This window comes from Streptomyces sp. NPDC059696, assembly GCF_042733745.1.
Lineage (GTDB): Bacteria > Actinomycetota > Actinomycetes > Streptomycetales > Streptomycetaceae > Streptomyces.
In genome coordinates this window covers 25735-41106 of record NZ_JBHWFG010000023.1, presented here as the reverse complement: position 1 = coordinate 41106, position 15372 = coordinate 25735, and the positions used below count along the sequence as shown (strand labels likewise).

Genomic DNA, 15372 nt, shown 5'->3' with positions numbered 1-15372 from the left:
CCCGGCGGGGCCTGCGGGCGGTCGTCCCGGGGCGGTCTGGTCGCCTGGGGGCGGCAGCCGAGGGACGGTCAGCCCTCCAGGGCCGTGCTCTCCAGGGCCGCCTTCTTCCTCCGGCCCGGGCCGACCTGGGTGCGCACCGCGCCCATGCTCGCCGCGACCACGAGGGCGATCGCGGCGGCCTCGGCGGTGCTGAGGGCCTGGTCGAGGACGAGGAAGCCGGCCGTCGCAGCGATGGCCGGCTCCAGGCTCATCAGGATCGCGAAGGTGGAGGCGGGCAGGCGGCGCAGGGCGAGGAGTTCGAGGGTGTAGGGCAGGACCGAGGAGAGCAGGGCGACCGCCGCGCCGAGGCCCAGGGTCACCGGGTCGAGCAGCTTCGTCCCCGACTCGGCGATGCCCAGCGGCAGGAACAGCACCGCCCCCACCGCCATCGCCAGGGCCAGGCCGTCCGCCTGCGGGAAGCGGCGGCCCGTACGGGCGCTGAAGACGATATAGGCCGCCCACATGGCGCCGGCCCCCAGGGCGAAGGCCGCACCCGTGGGGTCGAGACCGTCGAAGCCTCCGCCGCCGAGGAGGAAGACACCCGTGACGGCGAGGGCCGCCCAGACGACGTTGATCGCGCGGCGGGAGGCGAGGACCGAGAGGGCGAGCGGGCCGAGGACCTCCAGCGTGACCGCGGGGCCCAGCGGAATACGCGCGACGGCCTGGTAGAAGAGGCCGTTCATCGCGGCCATGGTGATGCCGAAGACGACGACCGTGCCCCAGTCGGTGCGCGAGTGGCCCCGCAGCCGCGGCCGGCAGACCACGAGCAGGACGACGGCCGCCACCAGCAGGCGCAGCGCCACGACCCCGAGGGCCCCGGCCCTGGGCATCAGCGTCACCGCCAGCGCGCCGCCGAACTGCACGGAGATCCCGCCCGCGAGCACCAGGCCCACGGGTCCGAGCGAGCCGAATCGGCCCGGGCCGGCCACGGGGGCGGCGGCGCCGGTCGTGGGCTGGGGTGAGGTGGTGGTCTCCGGCGTGGTCACGGGCGGTCCTGGGCTCGGGGGGCGGTGTCCGGGTGGTGCGCGTGTGCGGTGCGTACACCCGGACACACTCAATGTGCATCCCGATGCACTGCACAGTCCAGGGTAATGGACTCCGTCAGGTGCGTGAACCCTTTTTGCCGCTGTCCCAGGGCGTGAGACGTCACCGCCGGGAGAGATAGAGGTCGAACGCCTTGTGGAGCAGCCGGTTGAGCGGGTAGTCCCATTCGCCGAGGTACTCCACGGCCTCGCCGCCGGTGCCCACCTTGAAGCGGAGCAGGCCCAGCAGGTGGCTGGACTCCTCCAGGGTGTCGGTGATGCCGCGCAGGTCGTAGACGGAGGCGCCGAGTTCGTGCGCGTCGGTCATCATGCGCCACTGCACGGCGCTGCTCGGCTGGACCTCGCGGCGGCGGCCGGTGGAGGCGCCGTAGGAGTACCAGACGTGGTCGCCGACGGTCAGCATGGTGGCCGCGGCGAGGACCTCGCCGTCGTGGTAGGCGAGGTAGAGCCGCATCCGGTCGGGGTGTTCGGCGGTGAGCGCGCTCCACATGCGCTGGAAGTAGGGCAGCGGGCGGGGGATGAACCGGTCCCGCTCGGCGGTCTCGCTGTACAGCTCGTGGAAGGCCGGCAGGTCCTCCAGGTCGCCGCGCACGACCTTCACCCCGGCCTTCTCCGCCTTCTTGATGTTGCGGCGCCACTGCTGGTTCAGGCCGTTGTGGATGTCCTCCAGCGTCCGGCCGGCGAACGGCACCTGGAAGACGTACCGGGGCTGGCCCGCGGCGAAGCCGTCCTCGCCGGTGGCCTCGGTCTGCCGCCAGCCCATGCGGCGCAGATGGTCGGCGACCTGCCCGGCCCGCGGTTCGTACGACGTCGCCCGCACGTCGCGCAGCCGCCGGGCGGCCGGGTCGGCGATCGCGGCCTTGACCGCGTCGGCGCTCCAGCGGCGCACCACGACCGGCGGGCCCATGCGCACGGCGAAGGCGCCCCGCCGTCTCAGGTGGGCGAGCATCGGTTCCAGCAGGCGGTCGAGGCCGGGCTCGTGCCAGTCGAGGAGGGGGCCCTCGGGCAGGTACGCGAAGTAGCGCGGCAGTCCGGGCAGCCGCGGCCCGGGCAGGGGGCGCAGCAGCACCAGTCCGGCGCCGACGAGCTGCCCGCCGTCGTCGAACCAGCCGAGGCTCTCCGCCTTCCAGTCGGGCTTCACCTCGCCCCAGGACGGCACCTGGGTGTGGCTGGCGGAGGGGCGGGCCGTGACGAACGCGAGGTGCTCGTCACGGGTGATCGGCTGGACGCGGACGCTCATGCGCGGGCTCCTTCGAGCAGCGGCCCTCGGCGGGCGGTGACTGGTTCCGCGAGCCTAGGAGCGGCCCCGTCCCTCCCCCGGCTCAGACACTCGGGTCCACCGGCCCCGTGGCCCGAACGCCGCACCGCCGGGCCCACCCGGTCGCACGACCCGGTGCACCGGAACACCCACCCCCAGGCACACCGGCCCCGGAACCCGGAACACCTCACCCACAGGCACACCGCCCCAGGAACCCCGACCCCCCAAGACCCACCGCCCCGACCTGGAACACCCCCGCCGAGGCCCCCTGGCCCCACGCCTCACGCCCCCTCGCGGCTGGGCCCCCCGTCCAGCGCCTCCGCCAGGACCTCCGCCAGGTGCCTGCCCCGCACGCCGGCGAGCTGCTCCAGCTGGGTGCGGCAGGAGTAGCCGTCGGCGAGGACCACCGTGCCGTCGGGGGCGTCCCGTACCGACGGCAGGAGCTGTTCCTCCGCGCAGGCGGTGGACACCTCGAAGTGCCCCTTCTCGAAGCCGAAGTTGCCCGCGAGGCCGCAGCAGCCGCCGCTCAGTTCGCCGGTGAGCAGGGCCGCGTCCCGCAGCCGGCGGTCGGCGGCGTCGCCGAGCACCGCGTGCTGGTGGCAGTGGGTCTGCCCGGCCACCGGACGGTCCACGCGCGGCGGTGTCCAGCCGGGGGCATGGCGCTCCAGCGTTTCCGCGAAGGTGAGGACCTGCGCGGCGAGCCGGGCCGCGCGCGGGTCGTCGTGCAGCAGCTCGGGGACGTCCGTGCGCAGGGCCGCGGCGCAGCTCGGCTCCAGGACGACGACCGGGGCGCCGGTCTCCAGGACCGGTTCCATCAGGTCGAGCGTGCGGCGCATGACGGCCCGGGCCCGGTCGAGCTGGCCCGTCGACACGTACGTCAGCCCGCAGCAGACGCGCCCCCGGCCGCGCAGCAGGGACAGCGGGTCGAGGGCGACCGTCCTGCCGTCGCCCACCGGGGGCTTCTCCAGACGCAGCGTCGGCGGCAGCGCCACCCGCAGCCCGGCCGCCTCCAGCACCCGCACGGCGGCCCGGCCGACGTCCGGCGAGAGGTGCTCGGTGAAGGTGTCGGGCCACAGGACGACCACCTCGCCCGGCGCGGCCACCTCGCCCCGCGCGACCGCCTCGCCCGGCGCGGCCACCTCGCCCCGCGCGGCCACCTCGCCCGGCGCGCCCACCTCGCCCCGCGCGGCCGGCCGCCGCGTCCGCCGCTCCCACCACCGGCTGAAGGTGCGCCCGGCCACCCGCGGGATCTCCCGCTCGGGCGCGATGCCGGCGACCCGCTTCGCCGCCCACGCCAGGGGCCGTACCGCGCCGAGCGCGTTGACCAGCCACGCCGTGCGCGTCCGGGACACCGCCCGCAGCCACACCGGCAGCCGCCCCAGGGCGTGGTGGGCGGCGGGCCGGCGACGGCCCGCGTAGTGCCGGTGCAGGAACTCCGCCTTGTACGTGGCCATGTCGACCCCGACCGGGCAGTCCGACCGGCAGCCCTTGCAGGACAGGCACAGGTCGAGCGCGTCCCGGACCTCCTCGGAGCGCCAGCCGTCCGTGACGACCTCACCGGCGAGCATCTCGTGCAGCAGCCGGGCCCGCCCGCGCGTGGAGTGCTCCTCCGCGCCCGTCGCCCGGAAGGACGGGCACATGACGCCCGAGCCGGACACCGACGTCGTACGGCACTTGGCGACGCCCACGCAGCGGCGCACCGCCGCCGCGAAGTCACCGCCGTCGGCGGGGTAGCCGAAGGCCACGTCGACCGGTTCGCGGGGCAGGACGGAGAAGCGCAGGCCGCTGTCCAGCGGCGCGGGGCGGACGAGCATCCCGGGGTTGAGCAGGTCGTCCGGGTCCCACACGCCCTTGACCCGCTCGAACAGGCCGACCATCTCGGCGCCGTACATCCGCGGCAGCAGCTCCGCTCGCGCCTGGCCGTCGCCATGCTCCCCGGACAGCGACCCGCCGTGCGCCACCACCAGCTCCGCGAGCTCCTCCGAGAAGCGGCGGAAGCGGGCGACACCGGCCTCGGTGAGGAGGTCGAAGTCGATCCGGACGTGGATGCAGCCGTCCCCGAAGTGCCCGTACGGCGTGCCGCGCAGCCCGTGCGCCGCCATCAGCGCCCGGAAGTCCCGCAGATACGGCCCGAGCCGGGCGGGCGGCACCGCGCAGTCCTCCCAGCCCGGCCACGCCTCGGTGCCGTCCGGCATGCGCGTCGCCGTGCCGCTCGCGTCCTCTCGGATCCGCCACAGCGCCCGCTGCCCGGCCGGGTCGGTGACCACGCGCGCGTCCAGGACGTCGGCGGCCCGCACGATCGCCTCCGCACGCGCGCGTGCCTCCCCCGCCGACTCCCCGCCGGTCTCGACGAACAGCCAGGCCCCTCCCCTCGGCAGGTCGGCCGTGGACGGCACGAGGTCCGCCGCCATCCCCTCCACCGTCAGCGGGCCGAGGGGCAGCAGCCCGGCCGCCGCCTCGGCCGCCGCGCTCTCGTCGGCGTAGCCCAGCACGGCCAGCGCACGCGCGCGTGGTGATTCGACGAGGCGGACGACGGCCTCCGTCAGGATGCCGAGGGTGCCCTCGGAGCCGCAGAAGGAGCGGGCCACGTCGGCGCCGTTCTCCGGCAGCAGGGCGTCCAGCGCGTATCCGGAGATGCGGCGGGGCAGCTCGGGGAATCCGGTGCGCAGCCGGGCGAGTTCCGCCTCGGCCAGGTCCCGCAGCCCGTCCGGTGCCCCGGCCCAGTCCCGCCCGAGCCGCAGCCGGCCACCCCGGGCGGTGACGACGTCCAGCTCCCGCACGCTGTCGGCGGTCGTGCCCCACGCCACCGAGTGGGAGCCGCACGAGTTGTTGCCGATCATGCCGCCGAGCGTGCAGCGGCCGTGGGTGGAGGGGTCGGGTCCGAAGCGCAGGCCGTGCGGGGCGGCGGCCTCCTGGAGCCGGTCCAGCACCAGCCCCGGCTGCACCACGGCCGTGCGCTCCCCGGGGTCCACGGCGACCAGCCGGTTCATGTGCCGGGTGAAGTCCACGACGACACCGGTGCCGGTGGCCTGCCCGGCGATGGAGGTGCCGCCGCCCCGGGCGACGACGGGCACGCCGTGCTCCCGGCAGACCGCGAGCACCGCCGCGACGTCGTCGGCGTCACGCGGGGCGACCACGCCCGCCGGGACCCGCCGGTAGTTGGACGCGTCCATGGTCGTCAGCGCCCGGGACGTGACGTCGAACCCGACCTCGCCCCGGACGACGGCACGCAGCCGCGCTTCGAGATCCGTCATGCGTCCAGGATGCATCCGGCCCCGACGGTGACGGGGGCGGCTCAGCCCTTGACCGCGGAGCTGGCCACACCCTCGACGAACCAGCGCTGGAAGAACGCGAAGACGACCAGCACGGGCAGCACCAGCAGCACTCCGAAGGCGAGGATCTGGCCCCAGTCCGGCGGCTGCTGGCCCTGGAAGACGCTCATCTCCAGCGGCAGCGGGCGCACGGACGGGTCGGACACCATCAGCACCGGCCACAGGAACGAGCCCCACTGGATGAGGAAGGTGAGGATCGCGACCGAGGCGAACACCGGCCGGGACATCGGCACGATGATCGCGAAGAAGGTGCGCCAGGGGCCCGCCCCGTCCAGCCGGGCCGCCTCCTCGATGCTCGCCGGGATCTTCTTGAAGAACGTGTGGAACTGGTAGATCGCGAAGGCGTTGGCGACGAACGGCAGCGCCTGGACGAACAGCGTGTTGCGCTGGCCGTTGAACATGTAGAACAGCGGCACCGCCACCGACTCGAACGGGATCAGCATCAGCAGCAGGACCAGGGTGAACACGGCGTTCTGCCCGCGCCACTTCAGCCGGGTCAGCCCGTAGGCCGCCATCGAGTTGACGAGCAGCCCGCCCGTCACCACCACGAACGACAGCAGCACCGACACGCCCATGAACTGCCAGAAGTAGCCGGTGCTCTCGGAGTTCAGGCTGTCGAGGACGGCGGTGTAGTTGTCGAAGGACAGGTGGGTGGGCAGAAAGCCGGACAGGCCGTTCAGGACCTCGTCGGACGGCTTGAGGCTGCCGAGGAAGAGGTAGAGCGCGGGGAGGGCGAAGACGAACGCCAGGACGCTCAGGACGGTGTAGTCGAGGACGCGGCGCACGGGCGTGCGGGTCATGGCCATGGGTGGGTCAGTCCTCGTTGTCGGGCCGGACGACGCGGCGCTGGACGATGGTCAGGGCGACGACGATCAGGAAGAACACCACCGTGACGGCCGAGGCCTGGCCGATGTCGTTCTGGTCGAAGGCGGTGGTGACGGCCTGGTACATCACGGTGCGGGTGGCGTCCTCGTCCAGGCCGCCGCCGCGGATGAGGATGTACACCTGGTCGAAGACCCGGAAGGACAGCACCGAGGTCAGCATCGCCACGAAGACGAGGGTGCCGCGGATGCCGGGCAGAGTGACGTGCCGGAACTGCTGCCAGCGGGAGGCCCGGTCCAGCTGGGAGGCCTCGTAGAGCTCGCCCGGGATCTGCTGGAGGCCGGCCAGCAGGATGACCATCTGGAAGCCGACGCCCTGCCACACCGACAGCACGATGACCGAGCCCATCGCGGTGAGGCCGTCGCCGAGCCAGTCGAAGGCGCCCCAGTTGCCGAACGTCACCACGTCCAGCAGGGAGTTGAGCATGCCCTGCTCGCTGCGGGCGAGGATCAGCCGCCAGATCACGGCGACCAGCGCCATCGGGAAGACCACCGGCATGAAGAAGAAGGACCGGAACACGCCGATCGCCTTCAGTTTGCGGTTGAGCAGGATCGCCAGCGCCAGCGCCAGCCCCGTCTGGAGCGGTACGACGAGGACGGCGAAGGTCAGGTTGTTCAGCAGCGCCCGCAGGAACGGGCCGGACAGGTCGGGGTCGGTGAACAGCCGCCGGTAGTGCTCCACGCCGAAGAACGCGGGCTCCAGCGGCGAGCCGAGGCGGACGTTGTAGAACGAGAGCACCACGGCGTAGCCGAACGGGATGCCGACGAAGGCGATCAGCCCGACGACGGCCGGAGCGGACATCAGCAGCCCGTGCAGCCGGTCACGGTTGCCGCGCGCGGGACGCGGGGGCTTCCTGGCTGATGCGGACGAGACGGCCTGCGCCCGGTCTGGGGCCGCGGCCTGCGCGGTTTCCACGGTTTTCACGGGAGGTGTCCTCTTCCCGGCGGGGCGGGCGCGTCGATCCGTGGGTGCGTCACCACGTCACCGGCGGCCCGCCCGGGCCGATGCGTCCTGCGGGTTACGGGATCTCGTAGCCGGCGTTGTCGGTGAAGTCCCGGTCGATGGCGCGGGCGGCCTTGCGCAGGGCTTCCTCGGGGTCGGCGCCGCCGTAGATCGCGTTCAGGGCCGTGTTGAACTTGGCGGTGACGGTGGGGTATCCGGCGGTCACCGGGCGGGTGACGGCGACGCAGGAGGCGGTGATGTCGCTGTCGCCGCAGGGCTTGGCCAGCTGGTCGGCGAAGAGCTGGAGCGGGCCGCCCTTCTTGTACAGCTCGCTCTTGGCGAGGGCCGACTTGGTGGCGGGCACCGCGCCGTTGGCCTTCGTCATGGCGCCGACGTTGGTGTCGTTCAGCAGGTAGTCCAGGAAGGTGCCGGCGGCCTTGCCGTTCTTGCTGTCGGCGCCGATGCCCCACGCCCACGAACCCTGCCCGGTCTTGGGGCCGTTGCCGAAGTCCGGCAGCGGCAGCACGGCGAGGTCGTCATCGAGGGCCTCGCTGTAGGCGGGGTAGTTCCAGTGGCCGACCCAGCTCAGCGCCACCTTGCCCTTGGCGAAGGCGTTGCCGTCGGTGTTGGGGTCGACGTAGGGCTTCCATGACTGGAAGGTCTTCATCGCGGAGACGGCCTTGGGGCTGTCGAGGGCGCCCTCGGCCTTGCCGTCCTTCAGCAGGCCGCCGCCCGCCGACCAGAGAAGCGGGGAGAAGCCGAAGGTGCCCCACTCGGAGGCCAGGCCGTACTGCTCCGAGATGTCGAGGACCTTGCCGTCGGAGTCCTTGCCCTTCAGCGCCTTCAGGGCCTTGCCGAACTCCTCGGCCGTCCAGGCGTCGTCCACGCCCTTCGGGTACGTCACGCCGGCCGCGTCGAGCAGCTTCTTGTTGGCGTACAGGCCGAGCCCGGCGTCGAACATGCCCAGGCCGTAGTGCTTGCCGTCGATCTCGCCCTGCGCCTTGATCGCGTCGGTGGCGTTGGCGAGGGTCTTGGCGGAGACGTGGCCGTCGACCGGGGCGAGCTTGCTGTTGTAGAGGAAGTTGGCCATCGTCGGGCCGTCGAACTCCAGCACGTCCGGCAGTTCGGAGGCGCCGGTGGCGGTGATGGTCTTCGTGTAGTCCTTCTCCGGTATGAGCTTGAGCTCGGCCTTGACGTCGCTCTGCGAGGAGTTGAAGGACTTCACCGCGTTCTGCAGCGCGGTCGCCTCGCTCGCCTGGCCCTGGTGGGCCCAGACGCTGATGGTGCCCTTGCCGCTGCCCTGTTCGGCGGAGGTGTCGCCGCCGCCCCCGCCGCCACAGGCGGCCAGCGCGGCCAGCGGCAGCAGGGCGAGGGCCGTCAGGCCCGTACGACGGTGTCTTCCGTGGCCGGTGATCATGGTGGTGCCTCCGAGCGGGGTGGGTGCGGTGGGTGCGCGGACGGTGGGGAGGGGGAGCTGAGGGGGGACAGGGGAGCGGCGCGGGGCTAGCGCTGCCGGCCGGTGTGCGGCGGGGCGGTGGTCTCGCGGAGGATGAAGCGGATGGGCATCTCGACGGGGCGCGGCGGCCCGGCGTCCGGTTCGTCGAGCCGCGCGAGCAGCAGCCGGGCCGCCTCCCGGCCCTGGGCCGCGACCGGCTGGGCCACGGTGGTCAGCCCGACCACCTCGGACAGCTCGTGATCGTCGAAGCCGACCACGGACACGTCCTCCGGGACCCGCAGCCGGTGCCGGCGCAGGGCGCGCAGCGCGCCCATCGCCATCTCGTCGGACTGGGCGAACACGGCGGTCGGCGGCTGGCGCAGCGCCAGCAGTTCCGTCATGGCCCGCTCACCGCCCTCGACCGTGTAGCCGCCGTCCGCCTCCAGGGCGGGGTCGGGCTCGATCCCGGAGTCGGCGAGCACGTCCAGGTAGCCCTGCCGGCGGTCCAGGGGCGTGGTCCAGTGCAGCGGCTCGCTGGCGCCGGAGATCATGCCGATCCGCCGGTGCCCGAGGTTCACCAGGTGCCGTACGGCGCTCTCCGCGCCGCCCCGGTCGTCGATGCCGACCACCGTGAAGCCGGGCCGGGCGCCGCCGACCGTGGTCGCCAGCGGCACGTCCAGGGACCGCAGGGCGGCGGCCTCCTCCGGGTCGGGGATCAGCAGGGACAGCACGGCGTCGACCCGCTTGCGGATCGGCAGCTTGGTGAAGAAGCGCTTGCGGGCCTCGGGTGAGCCGAGGTTGTACAGCAGGACGTCGTAGCCGGCGGCGCTGAAGACCTTCTCGGCGGCGTCCAGGACGGTGCCGAAGAACCAGCGGCCGACGTACGGGACGACGACGCCGATGGTGTGGGTGCGTCCGCTGGCCAGGCTGGAGGCCGAGCGCGAGGCGGTGTAGCCGAGGTCGGCGGCGGCCGCGACGATCCGGGCCCGCATCTCCTCCGACACGCCGGGACGGCCGCGCAGGGCGCGGGACACGGTGGACGCCGAGACTCCGGTGGCCTCGGCGACATCGGTGATGCTGACCGTCACGGAACGCTCCTGGATCGGGGGGCACGCCGCCTGCCCGGGGTCGTCCGGAACACATCGGCGTGTGAGGGAGTGACGAGACCGTAAACCCGCACCTGTGGTTGCGCAAGCGTTTGCGTTCGGATTTACTGCGGCTGACTCTCAGGGGAACTCCCACCAGCACGAGAACAGCGCACACGTTTGAGTGCCGCTGTCGGCAGACAGGACCTGTCCATGCGATACGCGCCGCCCGGCCTCTGCGTGAACGACTTCGACCTCCTGCGCCACGCGGACGGCACCTACACCGTGCTGCACCTCCAGGGCCCGTGGACGGACGAGTTCGACCACCTGCGCATGGAGACGTCCTACGGCCGGGCCACCTCCGCCGACCTGGTCCGCTGGGAGCCGCAGGGCACGGCTTTCGGCAACGGCCTGCCGGGCCGTTTCGACCAGCGGGCGGTGTGGACCATGCACGCCGTCCCGCAGGGCACCGGCATGGCGATGCTCTACACGGCCGTCTCCGGGCTCACCCCGGGCGGCTGGCCCCTGCAGTCGGTCGGCCTGGCCCGCTCCGACCGCGCCGACGGCACCGGCTGGCGCCGCCACGGCACCGGGCCGGTCGTCGAGGCGGACGCGCGCTGGTACCGCACCGGCGAACGCATGGGCTGGCGCGACCCGTTCGTCGTACGCGACGACGAGTCCGACGGCTGGGTCATGCTGGTGTGCGCCGCCGACGCGTCCCTGCCGGTCGAGGTCAGCGGGTGCGTGGCCTGGGCGACCTCCGACGACCTGGAGCACTGGACGGTCCACCCGCCGCTCGTCTCCCCCGGGGACGTCGACGAGCTGGAGTGCCCCGTCCTGGAACGCCTCGACGACGGCGGCTGGCTGCTGCTCGGCTCCATCGGCGCCACCCGGGGCTTCGAGGCGTGGACCGCTCCGCGCCTGCGCGGCCCGTGGACCCGCCAGGGCCCGCTCGGCCCGACGGGCGCGTACGCCCCGCGCGTCGTCACCGCGCCCGACGGCTCCCGCGTCGTGCTGCACACCACCCCGCGCCGCGTCGGTCTGACGGACACCGGTGAACGCTGCCGCGGCATGCTCGCCCAGCCCAAGTCCCTCGTCGTCCCGCAGGGCGCGGCGCCGCGCCTTCAGTGGTGGCCCGGCCTGGACCCCTGGCTCGGCGAGGAGACGTACGACGCCCCGCTGCACGCGGTCGGAGACGTCGGCCTCTCGGGCCGCACCGACGTCACCCTGCGCACGCACCTCTCGGACGGGGACCGGCCGGCGCTCACGGTCGGCTGCGACGGCAAGAACCTCCGGGTCACCGGCCCCGACGGTGTCCCGCTCGGCGAGACCCTCCTGCCGGAACCCGCCGCCTCCCTGCGCATCCTCACCGTCGGGGAGTACGTCGAGGTCTATGCCGACGGTGTCTTCGTCCTCACCACCCTGTGCTACTCCGGCCGTCCCGCCCCCTGGACGGCCGTCGGCGAGGACGGGGTCCGGCCCGTCGCCGTGCGCCCCCTCCGGCTGCCGGACCCGCACCGCGACGACGCCTCGGCCGTCTGGCCCGGCCCGGCCCCGCACTGACCTGTCCACATCCCGTCTCACCGGACGGACGACGTTTCGCCCGCGTTTCTGGAAACGGCTACGCTCCCCTCCGTGGCTGAGATCCGGATTCCCTCTGACATCAAGCCCGCGGACGGACGTTTCGGCGCGGGTCCCTCCAAGGTGCGGACGGAGGCGCTGGACGCCCTCGCCGCGACCGGCACCTCTCTCCTGGGCACCTCCCACCGCCAGGCCCCCGTCAAGAACCTGGTCGGCCAGGTGCGCGAGGGCATCAGCGAGCTGTTCCAGCTCCCCGACGGCTACGAGGTGATCCTCGGCAACGGCGGCTCCACCGCGTTCTGGGACATCGCGACGCACGGCCTGATCGAGAACAAGTCGCAGCACCTGAACTTCGGCGAGTTCTCCTCGAAGTTCGCCAAGGCCGCCAAGCTGGCCCCCTGGCTGGACGAGCCGGACGTCATCGCCTCCGACCCGGGCACCCACCCCGAGGCGGTCGCCCAGGCGGGCGTGGACGTCTACGCGTTCACCCACAACGAGACCTCGACCGGTGTCGCCATGCCGATCAAGCGCGTGGCCGGTGCCGACGAGGGTGCCCTGGTGCTCGTGGACGCCACCTCCGGCGCCGGCGGCCTGCCCGTCGACGTCAGTGAGACCGACGTCTACTACTTCGCCCCGCAGAAGTCCTTCGCCTCCGACGGCGGCCTGTGGATCGGCGTCTTCTCCCCGGCCGCGATCGAGCGCGCCGAGCGGATCCACGCCTCCGGCCGCCACGTCCCGGAGTTCTTCTCGCTGCCGACGGCGATCGACAACTCCCGCAAGAACCAGACGTACAACACCCCGGCGCTGGCCACCCTCTTCCTGCTGAACCAGCAGCTGGAGTGGATCAACGGCCAGGGCGGTCTGGACTGGTCGGTCCGGCGCACGGCGACCTCCGCCCGCACGCTGTACGGCTGGGCCGAGGACATCAAGTACGCCAACCCCTTCGTCACCGACCCGGCCAAGCGCTCGCAGGTGATCGGCACGATCGACTTCACCGACGAGGTCGACGCCGCCGCCGTCGCCAAGGTGCTGCGCGCCAACGGCATCGTCGACACCGAGCCCTACCGCAAGCTGGGCCGCAACCAGCTGCGCGTCGCGATGTTCCCGGCGATCGACCCGGCGGACGTCGAGGCGCTCACGAAGTGCGTCGACTACGTGATCGAGCAGCTCTGACCTTCTCGCGCGGGTGAGTGTCGAGGGCGTCCCGCTCACGCGGGGCGCCCTCCCTCGTCCTCAGACCGGCATCGAGCGCGCCACCCGGAACCCCACGTCGTCGATCCGGAACGTCGGATGGCTCCGGCGGCGCACCGAGGCGCGGCAGCTCCAGTGCTCGTCGGACCAGCCGCCGCCGCGCAGCACCCGGTAGGAGCCGTAGACCTCGGGGTCGTAGAGGTCCCAGCACCAGTTCCAGACGTTGCCCAGCATGTCGTACAGACCCCAGGCGTTGGGCTGCTTGCCGCCCACGGGGTGGACGCGGTCGTCGGCGTTGCCGCGGTACCAGGCGATCTCGTCGAGCGGTCCATAGCGGGGGCCGGTGCCGCCGGCGCGGCAGGCGTGTTCCCACTCGGCCTCGGTGGGGAGGCGGTAGCCGTCGGCGGTGGTGTCCCAACCGGCCTCCCCGTCCCCCGGCCGCACCTGGTACGCGGGGGTCAGGCCCTCGCGTGCCGACAGGGCGTTGCAGAACCGTACGGCGTCCCACCAGGACACCCCCTCGACCGGCAGCAGGTCGCCGCGGGCCGCGCTCGGCCGCTCGCCGGTGACCTCCGCGTACCGGGCCTGGGTGACCGGCACCGCCGCCATCCGGAACGAGGGGACGTCGACCGTCCACCTGCGCTCGGTCCGCCGGTCGGACAGCGTGACGGACCCCGCCGGGACATCCACCATGTCGTTGTTCATGCGCTCCCCCATGACCGCACAGCCTAGGGGCGCCCGGCGCATGTCGCCGGACGCCCCCTGCCGTGCTGTCAGTTCCGGGTCACCGAGGCGCTCAGCGGCCGGACCCCAGGATCCCGCGCAGGCTGTCGCCGACCGCCGCGAGGGCCGGCTGCTTCGCGCCCGACGCCTTCCGCGCCGCCGGCTGCGGCTTCGGGTCGGCGGTCTTCTTGCAGACCGCGTCGGCCACGCCGTTGCCGTGCGGGACCTTGCCGTTGGTGAGGTACGTGGCGAGGTACTTGTCGAGGCAGGCGTTGCCGCCCAGCGTGATGCCGTGGTTGCCGCCGCCCTGCTCCACCACCAGGCTGGACTTCTTCAGCAGCCGGTGCATGGTGACACCGCCCTGGTAGGGGGTGGCCGCGTCGTCCGTCGCCTGGAACAGCAGCACCGGCGGGAGCTTGCTGTTGGAGACGTTCACCGGCTTCAGCGACTTCGTCGGCCAGAACGCGCACGGCGCGTTGTACCAGGCGTTGTTCCAGGCCATGAACGGAGCCTTCTCGTACACGGCCCAGTTGTCCTTGCGCCACTGCTTCCAGTCCCGCGGCCAGGACACGTCACGGCACTGCACGGCGGTGTAGACGCTGTAGCCGTTGTCACCGGAGGCGTCGATCGCCGCGATGGTGTCGTACGCCTTGACCAGTGCGGCGGTGTCGTGGTGGTTGACGTACGCCGCGAACGTCTGGGCGAGCGTGGGCCAGTAGGCGTTGTTGTAGCCGCCGGGTATGAAGATGTCCTCCAGCTCGGAGGCGCCCACCTTGCCGCCCGCGGGCTTCTTGGCCAGAGCCGCCCGCATGGCGTACCACTTGGCCTCGACCTTCTTCGGGTTCGTGCCGAGCTTGTACGTGGCGTCGTACTTGGCGATCCACGCCATGAGCGCCTTGTGACGCTTGTCGAAGGCGTAGTCCTGCTGGATGTTGTCGTCGTACCAGACGCCGGTCGGGTCGACGATCGAGTCCAGCACCAGGCGCCGCACCCGCTCGGGGAACAGCTTGGCGTAGACCGCGCCCAGGTAGGTGCCGTAGGAGTAGCCGAAGTAGTTGATCTTCGATGCGCCGAGGGCCTTGCGGATGGAGTCCATGTCCTTCACGGCGCTGACCGTGTCGATGTACGGCAGGACGTCCTTGTACTTCGTGCCGCAGGCCTGGGCGAAGGCCTTGGCGCGCGCGAGGTTGGCCTTCTCGAGCGCCGGCGTGCTGGGCACGGAGTCGGGGCGGACCGGGTCGAAGTGGCCCGGCTTGCAGTCGAGGGCGGGCTGGCTCTCGCCGACGCCGCGCGGGTCGAAGCCGATCACGTCGTACTGGGCGGCGACCTCCTTGGGCAGGGAGGACGCGACGAACGAGGCCAGCGACAGGCCGCTGCCGCCGGGGCCGCCGGGGTTGACCAGCAGCGGGCCCTGGGACTTCGACGCGGTGTGCGGCACGCGGGACAGCGCCAGCGTGATCTGCTTCCCGCGGGGCTTCGCGTAGTCGAGCGGCACCTTGACCGACCCGCACTGGAGTGTCGGGGAGTCGTCGGTCGCGCACTTCTTCCAGGTGACCTTCGCCGCGGCGGTCGTCACGGCGGTGTTCGCGGAGTGCGCCGCGCTGGCGTCGGCGGGGGCGGCGGTGAGCGTCCCGGCCAGGACGACCGTGGCGCCGCACAGAACGGCTGCGCTTCTTCTCATGGAGTTCTCTCGCAACGGTGAGGGGGGTCGGGCCCGTGAGTGACACGGGCCGTGCCGCATCGTTTCGGAAGAGCGCGCCGCACACGTACGCATTCGACCAAGACTTGACCGAATCGAGTCATAGCAGGTTCTCAGACACCGCTCAGACAGGGCGAGTTGTGACCATTTCGGACAGCCGGC

At 72.6% G+C, this 15372-nt stretch carries 11 protein-coding genes; 2 read left to right on the top strand and 9 right to left on the bottom strand.

From position 1 onward, the window contains the following. Positions 1-68: 68 nt before the first annotated feature. The 7 genes from ACFV20_RS24200 to ACFV20_RS24170 all read right to left on the bottom strand — a co-directional run bounded on the left by ACFV20_RS24200 (position 69) and on the right by ACFV20_RS24170 (position 10019). A complete protein-coding gene (locus ACFV20_RS24200; RefSeq protein WP_385659614.1) occupies positions 69-1025 on the bottom strand; it encodes a DMT family transporter in 957 nt (318 codons plus the stop codon). Positions 1026-1185: 160 nt separating this feature from the next. After that, positions 1186-2322 (bottom strand): lipid II:glycine glycyltransferase FemX, encoded by a 1137-nt coding sequence (locus ACFV20_RS24195; protein WP_385659612.1) that lies wholly within the window; start codon positions 2320-2322, stop codon positions 1186-1188. A 299-nt stretch (positions 2323-2621) separates the two neighbouring features. Continuing rightward, a complete protein-coding gene (locus ACFV20_RS24190) occupies positions 2622-5594 on the bottom strand; it encodes an FAD-binding and (Fe-S)-binding domain-containing protein (RefSeq protein ID WP_385659610.1) in 2973 nt (990 codons plus the stop codon). 41 nt (positions 5595-5635) lie between these two features. Next, on the bottom strand, positions 5636-6478 hold the full coding sequence (locus ACFV20_RS24185) for a carbohydrate ABC transporter permease (RefSeq protein WP_385659609.1): 843 nt from the start codon (positions 6476-6478) through the stop codon (positions 5636-5638). A gap of 7 nt (positions 6479-6485) precedes the next feature. After that, complete coding sequence (locus tag ACFV20_RS24180; protein ID WP_385659607.1) at positions 6486-7478, bottom strand: carbohydrate ABC transporter permease; 993 nt, start codon at positions 7476-7478, stop codon at positions 6486-6488. A 94-nt stretch (positions 7479-7572) separates the two neighbouring features. After that, positions 7573-8913, bottom strand: coding sequence for an ABC transporter substrate-binding protein (locus tag ACFV20_RS24175; protein WP_385659605.1), 1341 nt, complete (start codon positions 8911-8913; stop codon positions 7573-7575). Positions 8914-8999: 86 nt separating this feature from the next. Beyond that, a complete protein-coding gene (locus tag ACFV20_RS24170; RefSeq protein ID WP_385659603.1) occupies positions 9000-10019 on the bottom strand; it encodes a LacI family DNA-binding transcriptional regulator in 1020 nt (339 codons plus the stop codon). A gap of 210 nt (positions 10020-10229) precedes the next feature. On the opposite strand from ACFV20_RS24170, the gene ACFV20_RS24165 reads away from it, so the two are divergent. Beyond that, positions 10230-11579, top strand: a complete 1350-nt coding sequence (locus tag ACFV20_RS24165) for a mucin-1 (protein WP_385659601.1) — start codon at positions 10230-10232, stop codon at positions 11577-11579. A 72-nt stretch (positions 11580-11651) separates the two neighbouring features. Then, positions 11652-12770, top strand: coding sequence for a phosphoserine transaminase (gene serC / locus ACFV20_RS24160; RefSeq protein WP_385659599.1), 1119 nt, complete (start codon positions 11652-11654; stop codon positions 12768-12770). A 60-nt stretch (positions 12771-12830) separates the two neighbouring features. On the opposite strand, the gene ACFV20_RS24155 is transcribed toward serC, so the two are convergent. Together ACFV20_RS24155 and ACFV20_RS24150 are read right to left on the bottom strand one after the other, a co-directional pair. Beyond that, positions 12831-13505, bottom strand: a complete 675-nt coding sequence (locus ACFV20_RS24155; RefSeq protein WP_385659597.1) for a formylglycine-generating enzyme family protein — start codon at positions 13503-13505, stop codon at positions 12831-12833. Positions 13506-13584: 79 nt separating this feature from the next. Further along, positions 13585-15192: an alpha/beta hydrolase gene (locus tag ACFV20_RS24150; RefSeq protein WP_385659595.1), complete on the bottom strand. Its 1608-nt coding sequence runs from the start codon at positions 15190-15192 to the stop codon at positions 13585-13587. Positions 15193-15372: the final 180 nt, after the last annotated feature.

Excerpts from the sequence above, each read along its gene's own strand:
- ACFV20_RS24165 (WP_385659601.1), top strand. The coding sequence starts at position 10,230 with ATGCGATACGCGCCGCCCGGCCTCTGCGTGAACGACTTCGACCTCCTG.
- ACFV20_RS24150 (WP_385659595.1), bottom strand. The coding sequence starts at position 15,192 with ATGAGAAGAAGCGCAGCCGTTCTGTGCGGCGCCACGGTCGTCCTGGCC.
- ACFV20_RS24185 (WP_385659609.1), bottom strand. The coding sequence starts at position 6,478 with ATGGCCATGACCCGCACGCCCGTGCGCCGCGTCCTCGACTACACCGTC.
- ACFV20_RS24190 (WP_385659610.1), bottom strand. The coding sequence starts at position 5,594 with ATGACGGATCTCGAAGCGCGGCTGCGTGCCGTCGTCCGGGGCGAGGTC.
- ACFV20_RS24175 (WP_385659605.1), bottom strand. The coding sequence starts at position 8,913 with ATGATCACCGGCCACGGAAGACACCGTCGTACGGGCCTGACGGCCCTC.
- ACFV20_RS24195 (WP_385659612.1), bottom strand. The coding sequence starts at position 2,322 with ATGAGCGTCCGCGTCCAGCCGATCACCCGTGACGAGCACCTCGCGTTC.
- ACFV20_RS24155 (WP_385659597.1), bottom strand. The coding sequence starts at position 13,505 with ATGGGGGAGCGCATGAACAACGACATGGTGGATGTCCCGGCGGGGTCC.